This window comes from Parahaliea mediterranea (assembly GCF_003402235.1).
Classification (GTDB): domain Bacteria; phylum Pseudomonadota; class Gammaproteobacteria; order Pseudomonadales; family Halieaceae; genus Parahaliea; species Parahaliea mediterranea.
The window spans coordinates 514,271-538,402 of record NZ_QEWO01000005.1 but is presented as its reverse complement, the minus strand read 5'-3'; the positions used below and the strand labels follow the sequence as shown (position 1 = coordinate 538,402).

General features: G+C 66.8%; 17 protein-coding genes. 12 read left to right on the top strand and 5 right to left on the bottom strand.

Annotation, left to right across the window (positions count from 1 at the left end; genetic code table 11):
- Positions 1-21: 21 nt before the first annotated feature.
- From DDZ17_RS17275 to DDZ17_RS17240, 8 genes are all read left to right on the top strand, one after another.
- Positions 22-885, top strand: coding sequence for a 23S rRNA (adenine(2030)-N(6))-methyltransferase RlmJ (locus tag DDZ17_RS17275; RefSeq protein WP_206613578.1), 864 nt, complete (start codon positions 22-24; stop codon positions 883-885).
- A gap of 152 nt (positions 886-1,037) precedes the next feature.
- Positions 1,038-1,805, top strand: coding sequence for an SDR family NAD(P)-dependent oxidoreductase (locus tag DDZ17_RS17270; RefSeq protein ID WP_116368203.1), 768 nt, complete (start codon positions 1,038-1,040; stop codon positions 1,803-1,805).
- A 99-nt stretch (positions 1,806-1,904) separates the two neighbouring features.
- Positions 1,905-3,203: an efflux RND transporter periplasmic adaptor subunit gene (locus DDZ17_RS17265; protein ID WP_116368202.1), complete on the top strand. Its 1,299-nt coding sequence runs from the start codon at positions 1,905-1,907 to the stop codon at positions 3,201-3,203.
- 10 nt (positions 3,204-3,213) lie between these two features.
- Positions 3,214-6,291: a multidrug efflux RND transporter permease subunit gene (locus tag DDZ17_RS17260; RefSeq protein WP_116368267.1), complete on the top strand. Its 3,078-nt coding sequence runs from the start codon at positions 3,214-3,216 to the stop codon at positions 6,289-6,291.
- A complete protein-coding gene (locus tag DDZ17_RS17255; RefSeq protein ID WP_277749334.1) occupies positions 6,288-9,392 on the top strand; it encodes an efflux RND transporter permease subunit in 3,105 nt (1,034 codons plus the stop codon). The genes DDZ17_RS17260 and DDZ17_RS17255 overlap by 4 nt, the downstream gene beginning before the upstream one ends.
- Positions 9,393-9,421: 29 nt before the next feature.
- On the top strand, positions 9,422-10,828 hold the full coding sequence (locus tag DDZ17_RS17250) for an efflux transporter outer membrane subunit (protein WP_116368265.1): 1,407 nt from the start codon (positions 9,422-9,424) through the stop codon (positions 10,826-10,828).
- Between the two features lie 31 nt (positions 10,829-10,859).
- Positions 10,860-11,408 carry a DUF2878 domain-containing protein gene (locus DDZ17_RS17245; RefSeq protein ID WP_241505934.1) on the top strand — a complete coding sequence of 183 codons (549 nt, stop codon included), beginning with the start codon at positions 10,860-10,862 and terminating at the stop codon, positions 11,406-11,408.
- Positions 11,405-11,971 carry a chalcone isomerase family protein gene (locus DDZ17_RS17240; RefSeq protein ID WP_116368201.1) on the top strand — a complete coding sequence of 189 codons (567 nt, stop codon included), beginning with the start codon at positions 11,405-11,407 and terminating at the stop codon, positions 11,969-11,971. The genes DDZ17_RS17245 and DDZ17_RS17240 overlap by 4 nt, the downstream gene beginning before the upstream one ends.
- Before the next feature lie 33 nt (positions 11,972-12,004).
- Here the strand turns inward: DDZ17_RS17240 and DDZ17_RS17235 are convergent, their stop codons facing one another.
- The 5 genes from DDZ17_RS17235 to DDZ17_RS17215 form a co-directional block, all read right to left on the bottom strand.
- Positions 12,005-13,840 carry a sulfatase-like hydrolase/transferase gene (locus DDZ17_RS17235; RefSeq protein ID WP_116368200.1) on the bottom strand — a complete coding sequence of 612 codons (1,836 nt, stop codon included), beginning with the start codon at positions 13,838-13,840 and terminating at the stop codon, positions 12,005-12,007.
- Positions 13,841-13,934: 94 nt separating this feature from the next.
- The gene (locus DDZ17_RS17230) at positions 13,935-15,230 is read right to left on the bottom strand and encodes an MFS transporter (RefSeq protein WP_116368199.1); all 1,296 of its coding nucleotides are present in this window, start codon (positions 15,228-15,230) and stop codon (positions 13,935-13,937) included.
- A gap of 75 nt (positions 15,231-15,305) precedes the next feature.
- Positions 15,306-16,370 carry a sugar phosphate isomerase/epimerase family protein gene (locus tag DDZ17_RS17225; RefSeq protein ID WP_116368198.1) on the bottom strand — a complete coding sequence of 355 codons (1,065 nt, stop codon included), beginning with the start codon at positions 16,368-16,370 and terminating at the stop codon, positions 15,306-15,308.
- 143 nt (positions 16,371-16,513) lie between these two features.
- The gene (locus DDZ17_RS17220) at positions 16,514-17,674 is read right to left on the bottom strand and encodes a Gfo/Idh/MocA family protein (RefSeq protein ID WP_241505933.1); all 1,161 of its coding nucleotides are present in this window, start codon (positions 17,672-17,674) and stop codon (positions 16,514-16,516) included.
- Positions 17,675-17,859: 185 nt separating this feature from the next.
- The gene (locus DDZ17_RS17215; protein ID WP_157976702.1) at positions 17,860-18,876 is read right to left on the bottom strand and encodes a LacI family DNA-binding transcriptional regulator; all 1,017 of its coding nucleotides are present in this window, start codon (positions 18,874-18,876) and stop codon (positions 17,860-17,862) included.
- Between the two features lie 180 nt (positions 18,877-19,056).
- Here DDZ17_RS17215 and DDZ17_RS17210 point away from each other — a divergent pair, with 180 nt between their 5' ends.
- From DDZ17_RS17210 to DDZ17_RS17195, 4 genes are all read left to right on the top strand, one after another.
- Positions 19,057-19,320 carry a hypothetical protein gene (locus DDZ17_RS17210; protein ID WP_116368195.1) on the top strand — a complete coding sequence of 88 codons (264 nt, stop codon included), beginning with the start codon at positions 19,057-19,059 and terminating at the stop codon, positions 19,318-19,320.
- On the top strand, positions 19,317-19,961 hold the full coding sequence (locus DDZ17_RS17205) for a gluconate 2-dehydrogenase subunit 3 family protein (RefSeq protein WP_116368194.1): 645 nt from the start codon (positions 19,317-19,319) through the stop codon (positions 19,959-19,961). Before DDZ17_RS17210 ends, DDZ17_RS17205 begins: the two co-directional genes overlap by 4 nt.
- Entirely contained in the window at positions 19,951-21,660 is a 1,710-nt protein-coding gene (locus DDZ17_RS17200) for a GMC family oxidoreductase (RefSeq protein WP_116368193.1), read from the top strand. Before DDZ17_RS17205 ends, DDZ17_RS17200 begins: the two co-directional genes overlap by 11 nt.
- A 142-nt stretch (positions 21,661-21,802) precedes the next feature.
- The gene (locus tag DDZ17_RS17195; protein WP_116368192.1) at positions 21,803-24,127 is read left to right on the top strand and encodes a TonB-dependent receptor; all 2,325 of its coding nucleotides are present in this window, start codon (positions 21,803-21,805) and stop codon (positions 24,125-24,127) included.
- Positions 24,128-24,132: the final 5 nt, after the last annotated feature.

The following is a 24,132-nucleotide window of genomic DNA, read 5'->3' as shown; positions in this document are numbered from 1 at the left end:
CGCCCGCGGCGCGCTATGAGGATGTCCGTCCTGCTCTCCTATCAACACGGTTTTCACGCCGGCAATTTTGCCGATGTGCTCAAGCACCTGGTGCTGTGTGGCACGCTGGATTACATGACCCGCAAGCCGGCGCCGCTGCTGTATGTCGATTCCCACGCGGGTGCCGGCTGCTATCGCCTGGACGATGAGCGCGCGCGCAAGACGGCGGAGGCGCGGGGCGGCGTGCTGGGCCTGGATTGGCCGGCCCTGCTGGCGGCCACCCCCGCGCCCGGGCGCAGCCTGATCGGGTGCTACCAGAAGGCGGTATCGCCGCTGCTGGCACAGCGGCAGTATCCGGGGTCGCCGCTGATTGCCCGGCAGCTGCTGCGCGAGCAGGATCGCCTGGCGCTGTTTGAGTTACACCCGCAGGAACACGCCGCGCTGCGCGAGGCGATGGGCCGCGACCGCCGCATCCGTGTGCAGCAGGAGGACGGCTTTCGCTGCCAAGGCCTGCTGCCCGGTGTATACAAGCGCGCGCTGGTGTTGATTGACCCGCCCTACGAGGTAAAGGACGACTACGATCGCGCCGCCGAGCTGGTGATTCGCCTGCACCGGCGCATGCGCGGCGCGGTGATTTTGCTGTGGTACCCGGTGGTGAGCAGGGAGCGGGTCAGGGCGATGGTGCAGCAGCTGGTGGCGGCGGGCCTTGCGGACCTGTGGCAGAGCGAGCTTGGCCTGCAGGCGGACAACGACGGCTACGGCATGACCGCCAGTGGCCTGCTGATGCTGAACCCGCCCTGGCAACTGCCCGAGCAACTGCAGCAGGCGCTGCCGCGGGTGCAGGAGCAGCTGGCGCCGGCCTACGGTTTTCACCGGGTGGAATCGCTCACCGCCGGGCCAGGCTGAGCCGGCGCTTAGCCGCACTTGCCTAAACCTAGCCGCGCTCTGTCTGAGCGCCGACAGTTTGCGCACCCCGGTGCCGCTATACTCGCAGGCGTTTTGTCACCCCGCCTGCAACTCATCCTGCCCCCACCGGGCAAACGGCACAGGAGCGCACCATGACCCACTACAACAAGGTTTTGATCACCGGCTGCGGCCGCGGCATTGGCGCAAGCGTGGCCCGCGAGCTTACCCAGCGCAATGTGGAGCTGGTGGCGCTGAACCGCTCGCGGGAGCCGATGGAAGCGCTGATGGCCAGCCTTGGCGATGGCGCCCGCATCACGCCCTACTACATTGACGTTACCGATTTCGAGGCGCTGGATGCCCTGCTCGAACAGGTGTGCGACCAGCACCCGGACATCGACCTGGTGCTGCTGAACGCCGGCCTGGATACCCCCCAGCGCATTGAGCACTTCGACTGGCGCATTGCGAAGGCCCAGATCGACACCAACCTCACCGCCAACTACGTGTTTGCCGCCCGCCTGCTGCCCGCGCTGCTCAAGCGCGGCGCTGGCCGCTTTGCGGTGGTGGCGAGCCTCGGCGCCTTTGCCGGCTGCCCCTTCGAGCACGCCTACAACGCCAGCAAGGCGGGAGCGCGCATGATGATCGACGGCCTGCGGGCAGAACTGCTGGAATCCCCGGTGGGGGTTACCGGTATCTACCCCGGCTTTGTCGCCACCGAGATGATTGCCGGCAATGCCTTTGATTCCTCCCAGGCGCTCAGCGTTGAAGACGCCGGCCGCATTATTGTGGACGGGCTGTTGCGGGGCGACGAGGAAATCATCTTCCCCGAGGAGATGGGCCAGCTGGTGTCCCAGGTGGTGACCATGGCACCGCTGGAGCGGGCCCAGGTAGTGCGCCAGCTGATGAGCAGTGATTTCGCCTGACCGCCCAGCGGGTAAAATTGTGTAAATCCGGTACTTATCGGCGGTAATCTCCACTAAAGTTCGGCATTCAGTAGCCTCAGCCGACTTTAGACCCCGCCCATGACCGAGTTACCCACGCCCCCTTCGCGCCGCAATAGTCTGATCGCCGGCGGCTGCGCCCTGGCCGTGCTGATCGGCGGCTGGTATCTGCTGAGCGGCAGCCCCGCGCCGGACCCACAGCAAAACTGGCGGCGCATGGCCTTCGACGCCCCGGCGGCGGTGCGCGCCGAGGCGGCCGAGCTGGGCGCGCTCAATGTGCAGCTCAAGTCCATCGGCACCGTAACACCGCTGAACACCGTCACGGTGCGCAGCCGGGTCAACGGGGTGTTGCAGGATATCGCCTTTGAAGAGGGCGCCGCGGTGCAGCAGGGCGACCTGCTGGCGGTGATTGACCCGCTGCCCTACCAGGCCCAGCTGGATCAGGCCGAGGGCCAGCTGCAGCAGAACACCGCCAAACTGGAAAACGCCCGCACCGACCTCGCCCTGTACGAAGACCTGTGGCAGCAGGACTCCATCGCCCGCCAGCAGCTCAGCGCACAGCGCGCCCTGGTGAAGGAGCTGGAGGGCACCGTGCGCGCCAACCAGGCCCAGGTGCAGGACGCCAAACTGCAACTGTCCTGGACCCGCATCGAAGCACCCATTGCCGGCAAGCTCGGCCTGCGCCGGGTTGATGCCGGCAACCTGGTCACCAGCTCGGATGCCGAGGGGCTGGTGAGCATCACCCAGTTGCAGCCCATCGCGGTGAATTTCACGGTGCCCGAGGGCGATGTGCAGGCCCTGCGCCGGGCCTTTGGTGGCGATACGGCCCTGCCGGTACAGGTGCTCGATCGCAACGAGCAGCAGGTGCTGGCCAGCGGCGTGCTCACCACCCTGGACAACCAGATCGACACCACCACCGGCACCCTGCGGGTGCGGGCCCGCTTTGAAAACGACGACGGTGCCCTGTTCCCCAACCAGTTTGTGAACGTGCAGCTGCGCCTGAACACGCTGGCGTCGGTGGTGACCATCCCCGCCGACGCGGTGCAGTACGGCACCGACCGCAGCTATGTGTATGTGGTGGAAGACGGCAAGTCCTTTGTGCGCGAGGTGAGCCTGGGCGTGTCTGCCGACGACCGGGTGGCGGTGAACAGCGGCCTCGCCCCGGGCGAACTGGTGGTGTTGGAAGGGCTGGACCGGCTGCGGGACGGCCGCGCGGTCAGCCTGATTGGCGCCGACGGGGAGGAGATTTCCGCCAACACCACCGGTGCCGCCAGCACAGCATCGCCCGGGGCCGAGCGCCCCGAGGGTGCGCCCCGGGGCCCGCGCGGCGAGCGCCCGGCAGGCGGCGAGCGCCGCGGGCCGCCCCCCGGCCGCAGCTGAGGCCGCCCCTGTGAGCAACCTGTCCCGCCCCTTTATTCTGCGCCCGGTGGCCACCTCGCTGCTGATGCTGGCCTTTCTGGCCACCGGCCTGATCGCCTGGCGCCTGCTGCCGGTGGCGGCCCTGCCCCAGGTGGATTACCCCATCATCCAGATTTTCACCTTCCAGCCCGGCGCCGGGCCGGAGGTGACCGCGCGCACCATCACCGCTCCGCTGGAGCGCCACCTGGGGCAGATTCCCGGCCTCAAGCAGATGTCCTCCACCAGCTCCGGCGGCGCCTCGGTGATTACCCTGCAGTTTGACCTGGGGGTGGATTTGGGCGTGGCCGAGCAGGAGGTGCAGGCGGCCATGAACACCGCCCAAAACCTGCTGCCCGGTGACCTGCCCACGCCGCCGGTGTACCGCAAGGTAAACCCGGCGGATGCGCCCATCCTCACCCTGGCCATTACCTCCCCCAGCCTGCCCCTGCCCCAGGTGCACGACATGGTGGACACGCGCATGGCGCAGAAGCTGGCCCAGCTGTCGGGCGTGGGCATGGTGAGCCTGGCCGGCGGCCAGCGCCCGGCCCTGCGGGTGCTGGTGAACCCGATGGCGCTGGCGGCCTATGGCCTGAGCCTGGACGATGTGCGCCAGACCATTGCCGCCACCAACACCAACCAGCCCAAGGGCAGCTTTGACGGGCCGACCCGCAGCACCATGCTGGACGCCAACGACCAGATTCGCTCGGTGGCCGACTACCGCAAGCTGATCGTCACCTGGCAGGACGGCGCCCCCCTGCGGCTGGGGGATGTGGCCACGGTGATCGACGGCGCCGAGGACCGCTTCCTCGCCGCCTGGGCGGACGACGCCCCCGCCGTGCTGCTGAATGTGCAGCGCCAGCCCGGCGCCAATGTGATTGAGGTGACCGACCGGGTGCGCGAACTGCTGCCCCAGCTCACCGCCACCCTGCCGGACTCGGTGGACGTCACGGTGCTGACCGACCGCACCCACAGCATTCGCGCCTCGGTGCGCGACACCCAGAAGGAGCTGCTGTTCGCGGTCTTTCTGGTCGTGGCGGTCACCTTTGTGTTCCTGCGCAGCCTGCCCGCCACGCTGATCCCCAGCATCGCCGTGCCCCTGTCGCTGGTGGGCACCTTTGCCTTCATGTACCTGATGGGCTTTTCCATCAACAACCTGACCCTGATGGCGCTGACCATCGCCACCGGCTTTGTGGTGGACGACGCCATCGTGATGCTGGAGAACGTGGCCCGCCACCGGGAGATGGGCGAATCGCCCATGGCGGCGGCCCTGAAGGGCGCGGCGGAGATCGGCTTTACCCTCACCTCGCTGACGTTTTCGCTGGTGGCGGTGCTGATCCCGCTGCTGTTCATGCCGGATGTGGTCGGGCGCCTGTTCCACGAGTTTGCCGTCACCCTGGCGGTGGCTATCATCATTTCGCTGGTGGTGTCCCTCACCCTCACCCCGATGATGTGCGCGCGCATGCTGGCCAACCCGCCGGCCGCCGAGGGCGAGGACTTCCTCAGCGGCGTGATTGCCCGCTACGGCCGCGGCCTGGACTGGGTGCTGGACCGCCAGGGCCCGACCCTGCTGGTGATGGTGGCCACCATTGTGCTCACCGGCCTGCTTTACCTGCTGGTGGACAAGGACTTCTTCCCGGTGCAGGACAGCGGCGTGATCCAGGTGGTGACCGAGGCCCCCCAGGACATTTCCTTCAGCGCCATGGCCGAGCGCCAGCAACAGCTGGCCCAGGCGCTGCTGCAAGACCCGGGCATCGACAGCCTGTCGTCGTTCATCGGCGTGGACGGTACCAACATCACCCTCAACAGCGGTCGCATCCTGATCAACCTGCCGCCCCACAGTGAGCGCAGCGAGAGCGTGTTCGCGGTGATGGAGCGCCTGCGCCAGCGCGCCGCAGAGGTTGCAGGCATTACCGCCTGGTTCCAGCCGGTGCAGGAGCTCACCATCGAGGACCGGGTGAGCCGCACCCAGTACCAGTTCACCCTCACCAGCCTGGACAGCGACATGCTCAGGGAATGGGTGCCGCCGCTGGTGGCGGCCCTGAATGCGCGGCCGGAACTCGCCGACGTGGCGGCCGACCTGCAGCAGCAGGGCATGGAGGCCTACGTGGACATCGACCGCGACGCCGCCGCCCGCCTGGGGCTGGATGTGACCGACATTGCCGACACCCTCTACAACGCCTTCGGCCAGCGCCAGATTGCCACCCTGTTCACCCAGGCCAACCAGTACCGGGTGATCCTGGAAGTGGACCCGGCCCTGTTCACCGGCCCCGACAGCCTGCGGCAGATTTTTGTCACCACCGCCAGCGGCACGCCCACGCCCCTGTCCACCGTGGCCACCATCCGCCAGCGCAGCGCGCCGCTGCTGATCAACCACCAGGGCCAGTTCCCGGCCACAACCCTGTCCTTCAACCTCGCCGAGGGGGCATCCCTGGGCGCGGCAGTGGCGGCCATCGAAACCGTGCAGGCCGAGCTGCAACTGCCGCCGGCCATCGAAACCACCTTCCAGGGCGCCGCCGCGGCCTTCCAGAACTCCCTGGCCAACACCCTGTGGCTGATTCTGGCGGCGGTGCTCACCATGTACATTGTGCTCGGCGTGCTCTACGAGAGCACCGTGCACCCGGTCACCATTCTGTCCACCCTGCCCTCGGCCACCGTGGGCGCCCTGCTGGCCCTGCTGCTCAGCGGCCGGGCGCTGGACATGATCTCGGTGGTGGGCATTGTGCTGCTGATCGGGCTGGTGAAGAAAAACGGCATCATGATGGTGGACTTCGCCCTGGATGCCCAGCGCAACCAGGGCCTCAGCCCCCGGCAGGCCATTCACCGGGCCGCGCTGCTGCGCTTCCGCCCCATTCTGATGACCACCCTGGCCGCCCTGTTCGGCGCCTTGCCGCTGATGCTGGCGGGGGGCTCCGGCGCCGAGCTGCGCCAGCCCCTGGGGGTGGTGATGGTGGGCGGCCTGCTGGTGAGCCAGGTGCTGACCCTGTTCACCACGCCGGTGGTGTACCTGTTTTTTGATCGTCTCACCGGCCGTCGCCATGGCGCTGCCGCGCCGGCGCAAGCCCCCGCGTGAACCCGGTATCCGCCATGGTGGGCCGGCCAGTGGGCATTACCCTGCTGGCCCTGGCGCTGGTGCTGTGCGGCCTGCTGTGCTGGCGCCTGCTGCCGGTGGCGCCGCTGCCGCAGCTGGATGTGCCGATGATTGTGGTGAGCGCCAGCCTGCCCGGGGCCAGCCCCGAGAGCATGGCCAGCACCGTGGCCACGCCGATGGAGCGCCAGCTGGGCAGCATTTCCGGGGTTACCGCCATCTCCTCTTCCAGCCGCCAGGGCTCGGTGGATGTGGCCCTGATGTTCGATCTGGAGCGCGACCTGAACGAAGCCGCCCGGGAAGTGCAGGCCGCCATCAACGCGGTGCGCAGCGAGCTGCCCGCGGGCATGCCCGGCAACCCCGAGTACCGCAAGATGGACCCGTCCCAGGCGCCGGTGATGGCCCTGGCGCTCAGCTCCGCCACCCTCTCCCCCAGCCAGCTCTATGACACCGGCTCCACCATTCTGGCGCAGAAACTGGCGCAGATTGCCGGGGTGGCCCAGGTGTCGGTGGACGGCGCCTCGCTGCCGGCGGTGCGAGTGCAACTGGACCCGGGCGCGCTGCTGCAGTACGGCATTGCCCTGGATGAAGTGCGCAATGCCATCGCCCGCAGCAACGCCCTGCGCCCCATGGGCTACACCGAACAGGGCCAGTACCGCTGGCAGGTGCAGACCAGCGACCCGCTGCGCACCGCCGAGGCCTACCGCAAGCTGATTGTGCGCTACAACGCCGGCGCCGCGGTGCGCCTGGAGGATGTGGCCAGCGTGACCGACTCAGTGGAAAACCGCCTCAGCAGCGGCTTTCACAACGACCACCCGGCGGTGATCCTGTCCATCAGCCGCCAGAGCGGCGCCAACATCGTCGAGACCATCGACAACATCAAGGCGCGCCTGCCCCAGTTGCAGCACCTGCTGCCCGAAGACGCCGACCTGACCATCGTCATGGACCGCTCGCCGGTCATCCGCTCCACCCTGCACGAGGCGCAGATCACCCTGCTGCTGGCGGCGGCGCTGGTGGTTGTGGTGGTGTGGCTATTCCTGGGTGATCTGCGCGCCGCGCTGATCCCCTCGGCGGCCATTCCGGTGTCGCTGATCGGCAGCTTTGTGGTGATGTACTTCTGGGGCTTCTCCCTCAACAACCTGTCGCTGATGGCCCTGATCGTGGCCGCCGGGCTGGTGGTGGACGACGCCATTGTGGTGCTGGAAAACGTCGAGCGGCACATTGAAGGCGGCCTCTCACCCTTTGCCGCGGCCACCAGAAGCGTGGGCGAGCTGGGCTTTACCCTGGTGGCCATGACCCTGTCGCTGGCGGTGGTGTTTGTGTCCATCCTGCTGATGGGCGGCATGGTGCGGCAGCTGTTCGAGGAGTTCTCCATCACCCTGGTGGCGGCCATGCTGATTTCCCTGCTGGTGTCTCTCACCCTCACCCCGGCCCTGTGCGCCGCGTGGATTCGCCGGCGCCCGCAGGATGCCGCCAGCCAGTCCGCCACCCAGCCCGCCAGCCGCCGCGCCAGCGCCCTGTTCGCCGGGCTCGCCCGGGGCTACGGCCGCTCGCTCGACTGGATGCTGGGCCACCGCCCCCTGGCCCTGCTGGCGCTGGTACTGGCGATTGCCGCCAGTGTGTGGCTGGCCACCCACCTGCCCGAGGAGGCGCTGCCCCAGCAGGACACCGGCCAGATTCGCGGCTTTGTGCGCGGCGACGACGGGTTTTCCTTCCAGGTGATGCAGCCCAAGATCGAGGTGTTCCGCCAGTACATTCTGGCCGACCCGGCGGTGGAGCACCTGACCGGCACCAGCGGCGGCAGCCGCGGCCTCACCAACGCCCAGCTCACCATCAAGCTGAAGCCGCTGAGCGAGCGCAAGGTATCCGCCCAGGCGGTGGTGGACCGGCTGCGCGACAACGCCCCCAAAGTGCCGGGCGCCATGATGATGCTGGCGGTGGACCAGGACCTGAACGCCCCCCGCCGCCCCTTCGGCAACAGCGAATACGAGGTGGTGCTGCGCTCGGACTCGCTGGCAGCCCTGAAAAAGTGGTCGCGCATTGTCGCCGCCGCCATGGAGCAGAGCCCCCTGCTGAGCGATGTGGATTCGGTGGATGACGACGAGGCCCGCCAGGTGGTGCTGGACATCAACCGCGAAGAGGCCCGCCGCCTGGGCGTGAACATGCAGTCGGTGGCCTCGGTGCTGAACAACTCCTTCTCGCAGCGCCAGGTGGCCACCCTGTACGACGAGCTCAACCAGTACCGGGTGGTGATGGAACTGAACCCGCGGCACACCGCCAGCCCCGCCGCCCTGTCGCGCCTGCAGGTGCTGACCGCCGACGGCCAGCGGGTGCCCTTTGCCACCTTTGCCACCTGGAGCTACGGCATGGCCGAGGACCGGGTGCGCCACGAGGGCCAGTTCGCCTCCATGGGCATTGGCTACAGCCTGGCGGCGGGGGTCACCCAGGCCGAGGCCGACGCGGCCATCGCCCGGATCCTCAACGACGTGGTGCTGCCGAGCGAGGTACACCAGGCGCCGCCCGCGCCCAACGACCTGGGCCAGGCCCTGAACGACCCCTGGGTGTTTGCCGCCGTGCTGCTGGCGGTGTACCTGGTGCTGGGGGTGCTGTACGAAAGCACCCTGCACCCGCTGACCATTCTTTCCACCCTGCCGCCGGCGGGCCTGGGCGCCCTGCTGGCCCTGTACCTGGGCGGGCAGAACCTGAGCCTGATCGCCCTGCTGGGCCTGTTCCTGCTGATCGGCATTGTGATGAAAAACGCCATCATGATGATCGACGTGGCGCTGGAACTGCAGCGCCGGGAGGGCCTGGCCCCGCGGGAGGGCATTCACCGCGCCGCCCTGCTGCGCCTGCGCCCCATCCTGATGACCAACATGGCCGGCATGCTGGGCGCGGTGCCGCTGATTCTGGGTTTTGGCGATGGCGCCGAACTGCGCCGCCCCCTGGGCATTACCATTTTTGGCGGCCTGGCCCTGTCCCAGGTGCTGACGCTCTACACCACGCCCGCCGTCTACCTGTACTTTGAGAACCTGCGCCAGCGCGTGTTGCGGCGGCGCAAGGACCCGGCCGAAGCGGCCGCCACCTGACACTCACCAAATTGCGCCCAGACATCATCATGGCATCGATAAAGACACTGCGACCCATACTGGCCACCGCCCTCACGGCGGGGCTGCTCTCGGCCTGCACGGTGGGGCCGGACTACCAGCCGCCTGAGGTAGCCTCGCCCCCGGCCCTGAAGTACGACAGCGGCTGGCGGCAGCTGCCGGCGCAGCCCTGGGCCGGCAGCGGCAACTGGTGGCAGGCCTTTGCCGATGCCTCCCTGAACACCCTGGTGGAAGAGGCCAGCGGCAACAACCTGACCCTGGCCCAGGCCGAGGCCCGCTACCGGGCGGCCCTGGCCCAGCAGCAGTCCAGCCGCAGCGGCTACTACCCGGAGTTGGGCGCACGCATCAGCCAGTCGCGCAACGATGCTACCGATGCCTTCGTCAACGAGCGCTCCAGCGCCAGCCTGGACATCAGCTGGGAGCCGGACCTGTGGGGCCGGGTGCGCCGCCAGGTGGAGGCCGACACCGCCGCCCTGCAGGGCAGCGCGGCAGACCTCGCCGCCGTGCGGCTGTCCATCCAGCTGGCGGTGGTGAACAGCTACATCAACCTGCGGGCGCTGGATTTACAGCACCAGATTCTGGAGCAGACCCTGGCCGCCTCCGAGCGCTCGGCCCAGCTCACCCACAACCAGTACGAGGCCGGCATTGTATCCCGGGCCGACGTGATCCAGGCCGAAACCCAGCTCCAGTCCCAGCGCTCGGACCTCTACGACCTGCAGGCCCAGCGCGCCATCGAGGAGAACACCGTGGCCGCCCTGCTGGGGCGGGCGCCGGTCAACTTCAGCCTTGCCCCGGCGCCGCTGATGCCCAGCGTGCCCGCCATTCCGGCCCAGATTCCCGGCCAGCTGATTGCCCGCCGCCCCGACGTGGTGGTGGCCGAGCGGGCGGTGGCCAGCGCCAACGCCAGCATCGGCGTGGCCATTGCCGCCTGGCTGCCGGACTTCAGCATCAGCGCCAGCGGCGGCGTCAATGGCACCGTACTGGACGACCTGTGGGACAGCCCCGCGCGCTTCTGGTCGGTGGGCCCGTCGCTGGCCCAGACCCTGTTCGACGGCGGCCGCCGCCGCGCCGCCGAGGATGCCGCCATCGCCCGCTACGACGAACAGGTGGCCGCCTACCGCCAGACCGTGCTGGACAGCCTGCGCGACGTGGAAAACGCCCTGGCCACCACCGCCATCCTCAAGGAAAAGGCAGTGCAGCAGGCGCGGCTGGTGCAGCTGGCGGAAGAGAACGAGCGGGTGATCAAGAACCGCTACCAGAGCGGCCTGGTGTCCTTCCTGGAAGTGGCGGTGGCCCAGAACACCACCCTCAACGCCCGCCGCACCCAGGTGAACGTCACCGCCAACCAGCTGTCGGCGGCGGCGGAACTGGCCGCCAGCATCGGCGGCGGCTGGGCGGTCGAGGAAGACGAGGGCTGATCCACCCCGGCGCTGCCCGCGTATCCCCTGCATGATGGCAGCCCACTCTCCCAAGCACGATAGCGCCGCCCCCGGCGCCGCGACGCCCCTGGTCGAGCGCTGGTGGTTCAACGCCCTGTGGTTCCAGCTATGCTGGCTGTGCGCCGTGCTCGGGCGCGAGCCGCTGCTGGCGGTGCTGGTGGCCTTGCTGGTGTTGCACCTGGCGCTGGTGCGCTCAGCCGCGCAGGAGCTGCTGGCCCTGCTGCCGGTGGCCCTGCTGGGGGCGGGCATCGACAGCGCCTTGAGCCTTGCCGGCGTATTTCGCTTCGACAGCGCCGGCCCCATTCCCCTGTGGCTGCTGGGCCTGTGGTTCGCCTTTGCCACCACCCTGAACCGCAGCCTGGACGCCCTGCGCCGGCGGCCCTGGCTGGCGGCCCTGCTGGGCGCCCCGGCGGCGGGCAACTACCTGGTGGGCGAGCGGTTGGGGGCGGTGGCTTTCGACTTGGGCGCCAGCGCGACCCTGCTGCTACTGGTACCGCTGTGGATGGTGCTGCTGCCCGCCCTGTGCCTTGTCACCACCCGCATCCGGCGGCAGCCATGAAGAGGGCCATTGCCATGCTTACCCTCACCGCGCTGCTTGGCGCCGCTGTGCTCGTGACAGCTCAGACCGAGACAGCTCAGACCGTGCCAACCCAGCCCGAGACAGCCCAGCCCGAGACAGCCCAGCCCGGCAACAACCTGGCACTGGTGGGCGAGGCCCGCCTGCAGGTGCTGCTGTGGGAGGTGTACCACTCCCGCCTTTTTGCCCCCGGCGGCCGTTACCAGCCGGATGCGCGCCCGCTGCGCCTGGAAATTACCTACCTGCGCGACATCGACAGCGCAGCGCTGGTGAAGCAGACCGCCAAGGAATGGCGCCACCTGGGGCAGGAACACCCCTCACAGGCTGAGTGGCTGAGCCTGCTGGCCGGACTCTGGCCAAACGTGAGCGAGGGCGATGTGCTGGTGCTGGATATCAACGAGGGCAGCAGCCAGTTCAGCCATAACGGCGAAACCCTGGGCGAGATTGCCGACGCCGACTTCGGCCCCAGTTTTCTCGCCATCTGGGTATCGCCGGACACCAGCCGGCCGGAGCTGCGGCGGGCGCTGCTGGGCATGGAGCCCTGAAACGCAGCAGCGCCGACTGCGCCGGCGATGCGCTCAGCTGGCGTTGGCCCGCCGCCGGTAGAAGTGCGCCAGATCTTCCAGCACCGCCGCCAATTCCGAACTGAGGCCAGCCAGTACCTGGTCGTCATTGGCCACCGCATCGTCGTCAGCCTCCTCCACCACCGTATCCAGCACCCCGGAGGCCTTGAGCGGCATCACAACTTTGTGGTCCTTGCCGATATAGGCCAGGGCATCCCAGTTCGCCGCCAGCCGGTAGCGCTCGTCGGGCACCTCGTCCAGCGACATGCCCAGGGCATAATCCCGGCGCGGGTTGCGAACGCCAAGCCTGGGCATCAGGGTGGGCACCACGTCCAGGTGGCTGGTGGGGTGGTCAAACACACCGGGCGCCAGGCCCGGGGCGTACAGCACCAGCGGCACATGCAGTTGCTCGTTGTGGAAGGCGGAGTTGTGGCCCCAGCGCCCTTCTTCCAGGAACTCTTCGCCGTGATCGCCGGTCATCACCACGATGGTGTTGTCCAACAGGCCGCTGCTCTCAAGGTAGTCAAACACCCGGCCCAACTGGCTGTCCAGGTGGTGACTGGCGTTGACATAGCGGGCGAAGATGCCATCGATATTGGCTTGCACGTCCACCGTCGCGTAATTGAAGTCGCGCAGGTAGTCCGGGCGCAGCACGCTTTCCGGCGGGAAGTAATACTGGGCGTGGGACGACTCGAAAAACATGAAGGCAAAGAAGGGCCGGCTGGCATCGCGCTGTTCAACAAAGTCCAGCAGTCGCGTTACGTTGCGCCGGTCGCGCTGCCAGCCCTTGCCCTGGTCGTCGCTGGTCATGGTGGATGCCGGCAGCGAGGCAAACAGCGTTTTATCAAACTCGGGATAGCTAAACTTGGCACTGGTATACAGGCCAAACTGGTAGTTCTGCTGCTGCAGGGTAGTGATCAGCATGGGCGGCTGCCGCGCGTCCAAAAATGACGACCAGTAGTTGCCCGGCAGGCCGTAAAACAGGGAGAACATGCCCATGCGGGTGCCGTTGCCACCGCTGAAATGATTGGTGTAGCGCCGCCCCTTGGCGGCAAAGCGCCAGGCGTTGGGCATGATGGTGGGGTCCAGCATGTCCCAGCGCAGGGACTCCCCCACCAGCCAGACGATATTGGGGGTGGGGGCATTTTTGTCGAATTCGATTGGCGCCCGCGGGTACAGCAGGCGGCCGCCGTCGGCAACCCTCATCTCGCTGCGACGCTGCATTTCATAGCCCAGCCGGGCAGCAAAGGTGCGAAAGGTGGTGGGCCGGTAGAAGGGCACCTCGCGCGCGGCCGCCAGCACCGGGCGATAAGCCGTGAGGTGGCTGAGGCCATAGGCAATGCGCTCGATGACCATCACGCACAGCACCAGGGCGGCAATGCGCCCCCAGGGCCAGCGCCGGGCCGGGGCGCGCCGCCCCAGGGTGAGCATCAGCCCAGCCTGCAGCAGCACCACCGCCAGGCACAGCAGGGCCGCGGTGATTTCGGCGCTGGCGCTGCCGCCCATGGAGGCAATGCCGCCGGGGGTGGTCAGCAGGTTCCACACAAAGCCGTTGATATGAAAGCCGTACATTGCGTGAATGCGGCTGTCGGCCAGCAGCAACAACACGGTCGCCGAGGCCAGCACCACAGCACACACCCTGCCCGCCAGGTGGTGAAGGCGCCAGGCCAGGGCGCTGATGGCAATTGTGGGCAGTAAATACAGCAGGCTGTAGGTGGCAAGCACCAGCAGGGCGAAAAGCGCCGCTGGCAGCGCGCCCAGCAGGGCATCTCGCGCTATCCAGGTGGTGATGGCCAGCACCAGCAGGTAATTGGCGACCAGAAAATAACGGAGGGACAGCGCTTGGGTCATAGCGGCAGGCGCCTGGCAGACGGACAAGCCACTCAATGTAAGTGAATTCGCCGGCAGCGTCACCTGCGCGGTGGCGCTTGCGGGCCGTGGCGGCCTATCGCGGGGCGGCCTGGCGCCGGTCGCGCCAGCCGATAAAGGCGAACACCGGAATCAGCGCCAGCGGTATCAGGGCCACGGCAGAGAAGGATTCCACCGAGGCGTAGCGCAGCACGGCGTCCAGCTCTTCACCGGACAGGGTGGCCAGGCGTTCGGCGCCGCCGGCGGCCTCCAGCTTGGCGCGGTCGAAGATGGCCCCGAGTTGCGGCAGCACAAACTGAATGGCCATGCCGCCACAAAAGCCGGTGAGTCCGAGAAACAGCGCGCCGCCACGGGGGAAGCGCTCGGCCACACTGCCGAGCATGGTGGGCCACAGGTAGCACACCCCTACGCCCCACACGGTGGCGGCAACAAAAGCGCTCACCGGGCTATCGGCCCGGGCCAGGCCGTACAGGCCGATCACCGCCAGCACACTGCTGAGCCACAGCAGGCCAATCGAGGAAATACGCACGACGATGGGGCCGGCAAAGTGGCGCATCACAAACATCAGGGCGCTGATGTACACCAGCAGCAGAATGCCATCCATGCCCACCACCCGCGACAGGGCCAGATCCACCCACTGGCCCGGGGCCAGCTCCGCCGCCGCGGTCATGAACATGCACGCCAGCCACAGGAAGAACATGGGCTGGCGCTTCAGCTCGCCGAACATCTCGGCGTAACTCACCCCCGAGGCCACCCGTTCGGTCACCGGGAATTCGGTGCCCAGCACCAGTACCAGCATCACCAACCCCGGCACTATCAACAGCAGCAGGTTGAGCTGCCACGTTAGCCCGAGCGCCGCCAGCCCCACCCCCGCCAGCCCGCCGACCACAATGCCGGCCGGCCACCAGGCGTGGAGGATATTCAGGCGGTGGGTTTTCTCCCGTGGATAGAGGGTGGCGATCAGTGGGTTGCTGGCGGCTTCAACGGCGCCCCAGCCAAGGCCGGTCAGCAGCAGGCCGGCCAGCACCAGCCAGTAGGAATCCGCCGATACCGGCAGCCAGGCGGCGGCCAGCACCAGCGCGCTGCCAAGGATATAGCCCGTTGCCGACAGCAGCAGCATGACGCGCATGCCCACCAGGTCCACCAGGGCCGAGCCGAACAGCAGGGTCAGGGCAAAGCCGGTGAAGGTGATACCCAGCGCCTCGCCCACCATCGCCGCCGAGTTGGCCACATCGAGCACGTCGAAAATGTCGCGCTGCAAATCGCCGGCAATGTTGGCGCGCACGGCAAAGCCCAGGCCAATCATGAAGATGGACAGGTTGCCAATCAGGAACAGGCGCGACAGGTTGAGTGACTGATGTTCGGCATTCATGGTTGAGTCCTGCGTCTTATTGTTGTGGTGCTTGTTGTAGTGATGGTGGTTGAGGTGATGATGGCGGTGCGCGCCTTAAGACCCGCCGCGCCTGGGCCCAAGGCCCAGCACGGCGTTCAGCAGGGCCGGGTCGATGGCGGCATCGGCAAAGTCGTCAAAGGCGCGGTCGGTCAAGCGAATCATGTGGTCGCGAATGAAGGGGGCGCCCTCGGCAGCGCCGTCTTCCGGGTGCTTGAGGCAGCACTCCCATTCCAGCACCGCCCAGCCCTGGTAGCCATGACATGCCAGGCGGCTGAAAATACCGCGAAAGTCGATCTGCCCGTCACCCAGCGAGCGGAAACGCCCGGGGCGGTCAAGCCAGCCCTGGTAGCCGCCGTACACCCCGCTGCGCCCGTCGGGATTGAACTCGGCGTCCTTCACATGGAAGGCTTTGATGCGCTCGTGGTAGATGTCGATAAAGGCCAGGTAATCCAGCTGTTGCAGCAGTAGGTGGCTGGGGTCGTAGAGAATGTTGGCGCGGCCATGCCCGTCCACCGCGTCAAGAAAGCGTTCGAAACTGGCGCCGTCGTGCAGGTCTTCGCCGGGGTGAATCTCAAAGCACACATCCACGCCCTGCTCGTCGAAGGCATCCAGTATGGGCCGCCAGCGCCGCCCGAGTTCGTCAAAGCCCGCCTCCACCAGCCCCGCCGGCCGCTGGGGCCAGGGGTACATGAGCGGCCACAGCAGGGCGCCAGAAAAGGTGGCGTGGGCATCCAGCCCCAGGTTGCGGCTGGCGCGGGCTGCCAGCCGCAGCTGGTCGGTGGCCCAGGCGGTGCGCGCCTCGGGCTTGCCGCGCACTGCCGCCGGCGCAAAGCCGTCGAACAGCAGGTCATAGGCCGGGTGAACGGCCACCAGCTGCCCCTGCAAGTGGGTGGAAAGCTCGCTGAACACCAGGCCGTGTTCGGCCAGTGTGCCCTGCAACTGCTGGCAGTAATCCACGCTTTGCGCCGCTAGTTCCAGGTCCATCAGCCGGGGGTCGGTGGTGGGCACCTGCAGCGCCTCGTAACCCAGGCCGCCGGCCCATTCGGCCAGCCCGGCCAGTGAGTTATAGGGCGCCTGCACGCCGGCGAACTGGGCCAGGAACAGGGCGGGGCCTTTCATGGCGTGATCCTTTTTTGCATTGCGGCTTACCTAGTTAATGGCCTAGTTAATGGCCTAGTTAATGGCCTTGCTGATGACCTTGTTGATGATCGTGCTCAAGGCTCGGCAGCCTGTCCGCGACGTGTAGAGCCACAGGCCCGGCCTCAGGGCCGCAGCGGCTCGCCCGGCGCGCCCACACCATCGGCGGGAAGCGCCAGCCACTTGCCGCCGGCCGCGCTGGATGCCAACACCGTGTCCACAAAGGCCATGCCGCGCCAGGCGGCCTCCAGGCCGCACAAGTGAAACCCGCCTTTCGGCGCGCCGCGCAGGCGGGCGGCAAAGGCGCGGTAGAGGTTGGCAAAGGCCTCGATGTAGCCTTCCGGATGGCCGGCCGGCACCCGCGCCAGCCCCAGCGGGCCATCGCCCAGGCCAGGCCAGCCGGCACGCAATACTTCGGCGGGCCGGTCGTTGTATTGGAGCACCAGGCTGTTGGGCTCCTGCTGGCGCCAGCACAGGCCGGCCCGCTCGCCATAAACCCGCAGGTTGAGGTTGTTCTCTTCTCCCACGCTGATCTGGCTGGCAATCAGCACACCCCGGGCGCCGTTTTCAAAGCGCAGCAGGGCGGTGCCGTCGTCGTCCAGTGTGCGCCCCGGCACCAGCGGGCCAATGTCGGCGCACAGCTGCGCCACATTGAGGCCGGTGACAGTCTCCGCCAGGTTGAAGGCGTGGGTGCCGATATCTCCCATGCAGCAGGAGCCGCCGGCGCGCTCCGGATCCAGCCGCCATACGCTGCTGGCGTCTTCGTTGCCGGCAAGCCAGCCCTGGCTGTATTCCACTACCACCTTGCGTACCCGACCCAGCTCACCGGCCAGCACCCGGCGGCGCGCCTCCTGCACCAGGGAGTAGCCGGTGTAGGTATGGCTCAGGGCGTAGTGCAAACCGCTGGCGCGCACCGCCGGCAGCAGCGCCCGCGCCTCGGCCAGGTTGAGGGTGGCCGGCTTGTCGCTCAGCACGTGAAAGCCCCCCTTCAGCGCCGCCATCACAACCGGCAGGTGCAAATGGTTGGGAGTTACCACGGCAACAAACTCCATGCGCTGCCCGGCCGGCAACGCCGCCTCCTGGCGCATCATCTGCCGATAGTCGCTGTAGCAGCGCGCGGCCGGCAGGCCCAGGGCAAGCCCGCTGCGCTCGCTGCGCGCCGGGTTGCTGCTGAAGCAGCCGCAAACCAGTTCGATCTCGCCATCCAGGGCGGCCGCCATGCGGTGCACGGCGCCAATAAACGCGCCTTCGCCGCCGCCCACCATGCCCATTCGAACTTTCTGCACGTTTTCTCCCTGCTTTCTGCTTTCTGCTTTCTGCTTTCTGCTTTCTGCTTTCTGCTTTCTGCTTTCTGCCGCAGCGCATTGATTCACTGCAGAACGCGAGTCAATGTAAACGTATACATTTTGCTTGGCAAGTGCGCCGGACACGATTCAACAGAACAGAGGAGCGCCCTGCCCGGGCCGATTAGTCAGACACGCGCGACGGATTCGCGCAGTACCAGCTCATGGGGCAGCACGCGGCTTTCGCCACTGCCGCCACTGCCGTCGCGGCCGGCCAGTATGTCCAGCATGATCTGCATGCTCAGCGCGCCGATCTGGCGGCGCGGCTGGGCGATGGTGGTCAGTGGCGGATCGCAGTAGGCGGCAAATTTGATGTCGTCGAAACCCAGCAGCGACAGGTCATCGGGCACCCGCACGCCGCGCTGCTTCAGCACCTGCAGGGCGCCAATCGCCATGGCGTCGTTGGCGGCAAAAATGGCCGTGGGCAACGACTTGAGCTGCAACAGGGCCCGCGCCGCCTGGGCGCCGGAATCCAGCGAGAAGTCGCCGCCAAACAGCAGGTCGCTGGTTTTGCGCAGCCCCAGTTCCGCCATGCCCTTGCGATAGCCCTTGAGGCGGTCGCGGCACAGGGGTGAATCCTGCGGGCCGTTGATGTAGGCAATGCGGCGGTGCCCCTGCTCGCCCAGATACCGCACGCCATCCAGGGCGGCGCGCTCGTTGTCGATGCGCACGCCGGGAATGGCAATGCGGTCGTCGTATTCGCAGGCCATTACCAGCGGCGGCCACTTCGGGTCCAGCGTTTTGCGCGACCTGTTGTAGGCAAAGGGAATGGTGCGCCCCAGGCAGATCAGGCCGTCGGCCTGGCGCTGGGCGCAGAGGTCACCATAAGCGCGGGCATTGGCCGGGTCGTTCTGCATGTCGCCAAGCAGGATGCGGTAGCCATTGGCGCGGGCCACTTCCTCAATGCCTTGGATAATGTTGGAAAAGAAGCTGTTGGTGATGTCTGGCACCAGCACCACCACCGAATGGTTGCGGTTGGTGCGAAAGCTGCGCGCCAGGCTGTTGGTGACATAACCGCTTTGCTTGACCGCGGCAAGCACCTTGTCGCGGGTGTTTGGCCGCACCTTGTCTGGCTCTGCCAGGGCGCGGGATACGGTGGCGATGGATACCCCCGCAAGGCGTGCAACATCCTTGATTGATACCATGAGTTCTTCTTGCCGGTATGTCAGGCTGGCATGGTAGCTGAATCGCCCGGCCTTGTAATGCTTGACGAAAAACACTGTAAACGTTTACATTCTTTGCTGCTAACGATAATAAAGACCCGCAACTACCATGGATGACCTTTCTCACCCGCGCCACCACCGCCCACTGGCAGGGCGCGCACCATGAGCCGCGCCGCTGTTAAAGCCCTGCTCTGGGGCCTGGCGATTGCCGGCTTTGTGCGATTTGGCCTGGCGCCCACTGGCTGGCTGTTCTACGAAGCCAGCTTTGCCCTGGGCCTGGACGGGCTCTATTGGGGCTACCGTATTTTTCGCGGCGGCGACTACCTGCTGAACCAGTGGCCGCCCTTCACCTTTGCCTGCGTGGCACTCGGGCTGCTGGCCGCCTTGCTGGCATACCGGCGCAACCGCCGCAAGGAGACAGCATGAACCGACGCGAATTCTTACAGGCAGCGGCGCTGCTGGTGGCGGGCGCCAGCACCGTGCCGCGTGGCTGGACTATGAGCCACGAGCAACAGGCCTTTTTGGCCGCCCAACCGGACTACATCGACCGCCACACGCCCAGCCTATTCAGCCCCGCCCAGCGCGCCACGGTGGCGGCCATGGCCGAGCAGGTGATACCCGCCACCGACACTCCCGGGGCCATTGATGCCGGAGTGCCGCGTTTTATCGAGCTGATGGTGGCGGACTGGTTTGACGAGGGTGAACGTCAGACCTTTATGCAGGGGCTGGACGCCTTCATGGCCAGCGCCGGCGGCGACTTTGCCGCGCTCGCACCCACCGCCCAGTTGGACCTGCTGGAGCAGGCCGAGGCCGCCGCAGGCGACTCCCACTGGTACGACATGGGCAGCGCCTTGCACCTGTGGGACAGCACCACCCCCTTCATCTGCCAGCTCAAGGAGCTCACCGTGCTCGGGTTTTTCCTGTCGGAAACCGGCGCGACCGAGGTGCTGCGCAACAATCCCATGGGTAGCTTCCAGGGCAGTGTGCCGCTATCGCCGGACGACACCGCCTACAACACCACCATCCCCCTGCGCGTTATGTTCGGAGCGAAAGCCAATGCCATCTGAGTCGCAACAGTTTGACGCCATTGTGGTGGGCTCTGGTATCTCCGGCGGCTGGGCGGCCAAGGAGCTCACTGAGCGCGGGCTGAAGGTGCTGGTGCTGGAGCGGGGCAAGAACATCCGCCACGGAGCCGACTACAGCGGCGAACACGCCGGCACCTGGAAGCTGCCCTACTACGGCCTGCCCGACCGGGAAAAAATGGCCCGGGAATACCCCATCCAGCGCCAGTCCTACGCCTGCAATGAAGCCACCCTGCCGTTCTGGAACAACGACCACGACAACCCCTATATAAAGCTGGAGGACAAGCCCTTCAACTGGATGCGCGCCGACGCCCTCGGCGGCCGCTCGCTGCTGTGGGGGCGCCAGACCTACCGCTGGAGCGCCATGGACTTCGAGGCCAACGCCCGCGACGGCCACGGCATTCCCTGGCCGGTGAGCTACCGGGACATCGCCCCCTGGTACAGCCATGTCGAGCGCTTTGCCGGCATCAGTGGCGAAGCGGAGGGCTGGGATCACCTGCCAGACAGCGAATTTCTGCCGCCCATGGATTACTACGGCATCGAGCGCACCATCAAGCGACGCCTTGGCGAAAAGCTGCCCCAGGTGAAGGTCACCATGGGCCGCGCGGCCGTTCTCACCCGCGAGCACCAGGGCCGCGCGCCCTGCCACTACTGCGGCCCCTGCCAGCGCGGTTGCTCCACCGGCAGCTACTTCAGCTCGCAGAGTTCTACCCTGCCCGCGGCCCGCGCCACCGGCAATCTCACCCTGCTGACCGACCAGGTGGTAGAGAAGCTGGAACACGACGCCAGCGGCCAGCGCATCACCGCCGTGCACTGCATCGACACCCACAACGGCGAGCGCCGCCGCTACACCGCCAGACTGTTCTTCTTGTGCGCATCCACCGTTGCCAGCACCCAGATCATGCTGAATTCCGCCAGCGACCTGCACCCGCGGGGCCTTGGCAACCGCAGCGACGCCCTGGGCCGGCACCTTATGGACCACGGCATGATCACCCACACCGGCATCTTCATCGACGACCTGGACAGCTACTACCAGGGCAACCGCCCCAACGGCCTGTACATTCCGCGCTTTCGCAACCTGCAGGGCCAGGACGACGATGCCAGCTTCCTGCGGGGCTACGGCTTTCAGGCCATGCCCATCCGCCCAGACTGGCAACTCAACTTCAACCGCAAGGGCTTTGGCGCCGGTTACAAGGAGGCCCTCAGCAAGCCGGGGGCATTCTGGATGTGGGCGCTGGCGGGCTTTATCGAAAGCCTGCCCGCGGCGCACAACCGCATCACCCTACACCCCCGCAAAAAAGACCGCTTTGGCATTCCCCAGGTGGTGGCAGCATTCACCTGGAGCGACAACGAGCGCGCCCTGGCGCACGATACCGGGGTGCAGGCTGAGAAAATCCTGCGCGCCGCCGGCGCCATGATCTCCACCATTGCCCCGGCGGAACAGCTCAGTGAGGGCGGCTCGGGCATCCACGAAATGGGCACCGCCCGCATGGGCGATGACCCGAACCAGGCGGTGCTCAACCAGTACAACCGCGCCCATGAGTTGGACAACCTCTACGTGACCGACGGCTCCTTCATGACCTCCAGCGCCTGCGTGAACCCCTCGCTGACCTACATGGCCTTCACCGCCAGGGCATGCGATCACGCGGTCAGGCAGCTGAACGAACAGCAGTTGCGCGCCTAGCGCGCGGCAGCAGAACCCGGCCAGATACCACCATGTACAGATACACCCCGGCTCAGGCACTGCCAATCATGTAAACGTTTACACGATTGGCTTCTGCGGCTAGGATGCACACATAACGATAAAATCCGCATTGGAGGCCCCGATGTTCCAACGTCCCACCCACCAAACCCGCCCACGGCTGCTTTGCGCCATTCACCAGGCCAGTCACTACGTCTTCGGCCTGTGCGCCGCCACCGCTATTGCCCCCGCACTGGGCCAGAGCCTGGCTCTGGAAGAAGTGATCGTGACCGCCACCAAGCGCGAAGCCAGCATGCAAGATGTGTCGGTGGCGGTTACCGCACTGACCGACTCTGCCATCGAGGAAGCGCAGATCACCTCCGCCGAGGACCTCACCCGGCTGGTGCCATCGCTCAACCTGCAAAAGGGCACCAATGCGCGTCAGTCGTCCTTTGTGATACGCGGTATTGGCACCCAGTCCTTCAGCTCGGCGGTGGAGCCCAGCGTGTCCACCATGGTGGACGGCGTGGTGATGGGTCGCTCCGGCCAGGCCTTCATGCAGCTGCTGGACATCCAGCGGGTGGAAGTGCTGCGCGGGCCACAGGGCACCCTGTTCGGCAAAAACGCCACTGCCGGGGTGGTACACATCATCACCAAGGACCCCACCGAGGAGCACAGCGGCGAGGTCATGGCCGGCGTGGTGGAGCAGGGCGAATACCGCGGCGGATTCAGTATCGCCGGCCCCCTCAGCGACACCCTGGGCTATCGCCTGACGGCCTCGGGTGGCTCCATGGACGACTACGTGGACAACGCCTTCGACGGCGGCCAGCTCAACGGCTCGGATGACTGGACAGTGCGCGGCAAGCTGCGCTGGGCGGCCACCGACACGCTGGAAATCAAGCTCAGCGGCGATTACGGCAAGCGCTCATGCAATTGCACGGTGCGCGCCATTCGCAGCCTGGACCCAGTACCGGGCTCAGAAGCCACCACCGATGCCGTGCTAGAGGGGTTGCTGCCGGTGGTGCCAGGCGATGACAACCAGACCGTCAACATCAACAAGGACCCCTTCAGCGACTGGGCCTCCTGGGGCGGCGCGATGGAGGTAAACTGGGATCTCAGCAGCCATACCCTGACCTCCATCACCGCCTATCGCGGTTACGAAGTAGATGGCTATACCGACGATGACGACCAGCCCATCGATGCCCTGGGGTTCAACCAGTACGGCGGCTCCGAGCAGACCCAGTTCACCCAGGAATTGCGCCTGACCTCCACCTTCGACGGCCCCTTCAGCTATGTGGCGGGGCTGTTCTACTTCGATCAGACGGTGGAGCGCCAATTCGAGCGCCAGTTTGAGTTCATTGCCGGCATGCCGGGCAGCGCCCTGGCCGATTTTTCCGTGGACACCGACAACTGGGCGGCCTTTGGCGAGGCCACCTGGTTCATCAGCGACAACTGGCGGCTGATTGCCGGCGCCCGCTATACCGAGGACGAACTGAACTACAACTTTCGCCGCACCACCGAGGGCTTCCCGCTTGCCCTGCCCAGCACCGTGGACCCAACCAGCGGCGGCGTGGACGCCGACGACCTCTCCGGCAAGCTGGCCCTGCAGTGGGACTACAGCGACCGCGGCATGACCTACCTGAGCTACACCCAGGGCTACAAGGGGCCTGCGCTGGACATCATCTTCGAGACCCGGCCGGACACCCTGGAAAAGATTGAACCGGAAACCTCCGAGGCCTGGGAACTGGGCTGGAAGACCACCCTCTGGGACAGCCGCCTGCAGATCAACGCGGCACTGTTCCACGCCACCTACGAGGAGTTCCAGGCCCAGGCCTTCTTTGACCCTGATGGAGTGCCCAACTGCCCCGACGACAACCCCAACTGCGACCCCGACAATGCCGCCGGCAGCTACCAGCTGATCAATGCCGGCGAGGTGGTAACCCAGGGGCTGGAGCTGGACTTCACGGCCCTACTCAGCGAACGGCTGCGGGTGTCCGGCGGGCTGGCACTGATCGACGCCACCATCGAGGACTACCCCGGTGGCCCCTGCAGCGGCGGCCAGAGCTTTCGTGGCGAGTGCCCCGGCGGACTGCAGGATTTGTCCGGCGGCGACCTGCCCTTCTCCCCGGACTGGAAAGTGAACCTGGCGGCGGCCTACACCATCCCCCTGCAGCACGGCTTTGATGTGGTGCTGCGCGGCATGTTGCGCTCCCAGGACGAAGTGCAGTTTTCCATGACCCAGGACGAGAACACCCTGCTGGACGGCTACACCGTTGCCGATGCTTCCATTGCCCTGCAGGACCAGGGCGGACGCTGGGAGGCCACCGTCTACGTGAAAAATGTGACCGACGAATTCTACCCGCTGGGCATTGGCTCCCAGCACCAGTCCATCCTGCCCAATGGCTACGTGCAGACCTTCGACAAAACCGCTAACCGCACCTGGGGCCTGGAGATGCGCTACCGCTGGTAGCCGGC

What these genes read in the sequence shown, in the direction of transcription:
- DDZ17_RS17225 (WP_116368198.1), bottom strand. Translation starts at nt 16,370, where the DNA reads ATGAAAGGCCCCGCCCTGTTCCTGGCCCAGTTCGCCGGCGTGCAGGCG.
- DDZ17_RS17215 (WP_157976702.1), bottom strand. Translation starts at nt 18,876, where the DNA reads ATGGTATCAATCAAGGATGTTGCACGCCTTGCGGGGGTATCCATCGCC.
- DDZ17_RS17270 (WP_116368203.1), top strand. Translation starts at nt 1,038, where the DNA reads ATGACCCACTACAACAAGGTTTTGATCACCGGCTGCGGCCGCGGCATT.
- DDZ17_RS17210 (WP_116368195.1), top strand. Translation starts at nt 19,057, where the DNA reads ATGAGCCGCGCCGCTGTTAAAGCCCTGCTCTGGGGCCTGGCGATTGCC.
- DDZ17_RS17265 (WP_116368202.1), top strand. Translation starts at nt 1,905, where the DNA reads ATGACCGAGTTACCCACGCCCCCTTCGCGCCGCAATAGTCTGATCGCC.
- DDZ17_RS17235 (WP_116368200.1), bottom strand. Translation starts at nt 13,840, where the DNA reads ATGACCCAAGCGCTGTCCCTCCGTTATTTTCTGGTCGCCAATTACCTG.
- DDZ17_RS17205 (WP_116368194.1), top strand. Translation starts at nt 19,317, where the DNA reads ATGAACCGACGCGAATTCTTACAGGCAGCGGCGCTGCTGGTGGCGGGC.
- DDZ17_RS17250 (WP_116368265.1), top strand. Translation starts at nt 9,422, where the DNA reads ATGGCATCGATAAAGACACTGCGACCCATACTGGCCACCGCCCTCACG.
- DDZ17_RS17195 (WP_116368192.1), top strand. Translation starts at nt 21,803, where the DNA reads ATGTTCCAACGTCCCACCCACCAAACCCGCCCACGGCTGCTTTGCGCC.
- DDZ17_RS17240 (WP_116368201.1), top strand. Translation starts at nt 11,405, where the DNA reads ATGAAGAGGGCCATTGCCATGCTTACCCTCACCGCGCTGCTTGGCGCC.
- DDZ17_RS17245 (WP_241505934.1), top strand. Translation starts at nt 10,860, where the DNA reads ATGATGGCAGCCCACTCTCCCAAGCACGATAGCGCCGCCCCCGGCGCC.
- DDZ17_RS17275 (WP_206613578.1), top strand. Translation starts at nt 22, where the DNA reads ATGTCCGTCCTGCTCTCCTATCAACACGGTTTTCACGCCGGCAATTTT.
- DDZ17_RS17200 (WP_116368193.1), top strand. Translation starts at nt 19,951, where the DNA reads ATGCCATCTGAGTCGCAACAGTTTGACGCCATTGTGGTGGGCTCTGGT.
- DDZ17_RS17230 (WP_116368199.1), bottom strand. Translation starts at nt 15,230, where the DNA reads ATGAATGCCGAACATCAGTCACTCAACCTGTCGCGCCTGTTCCTGATT.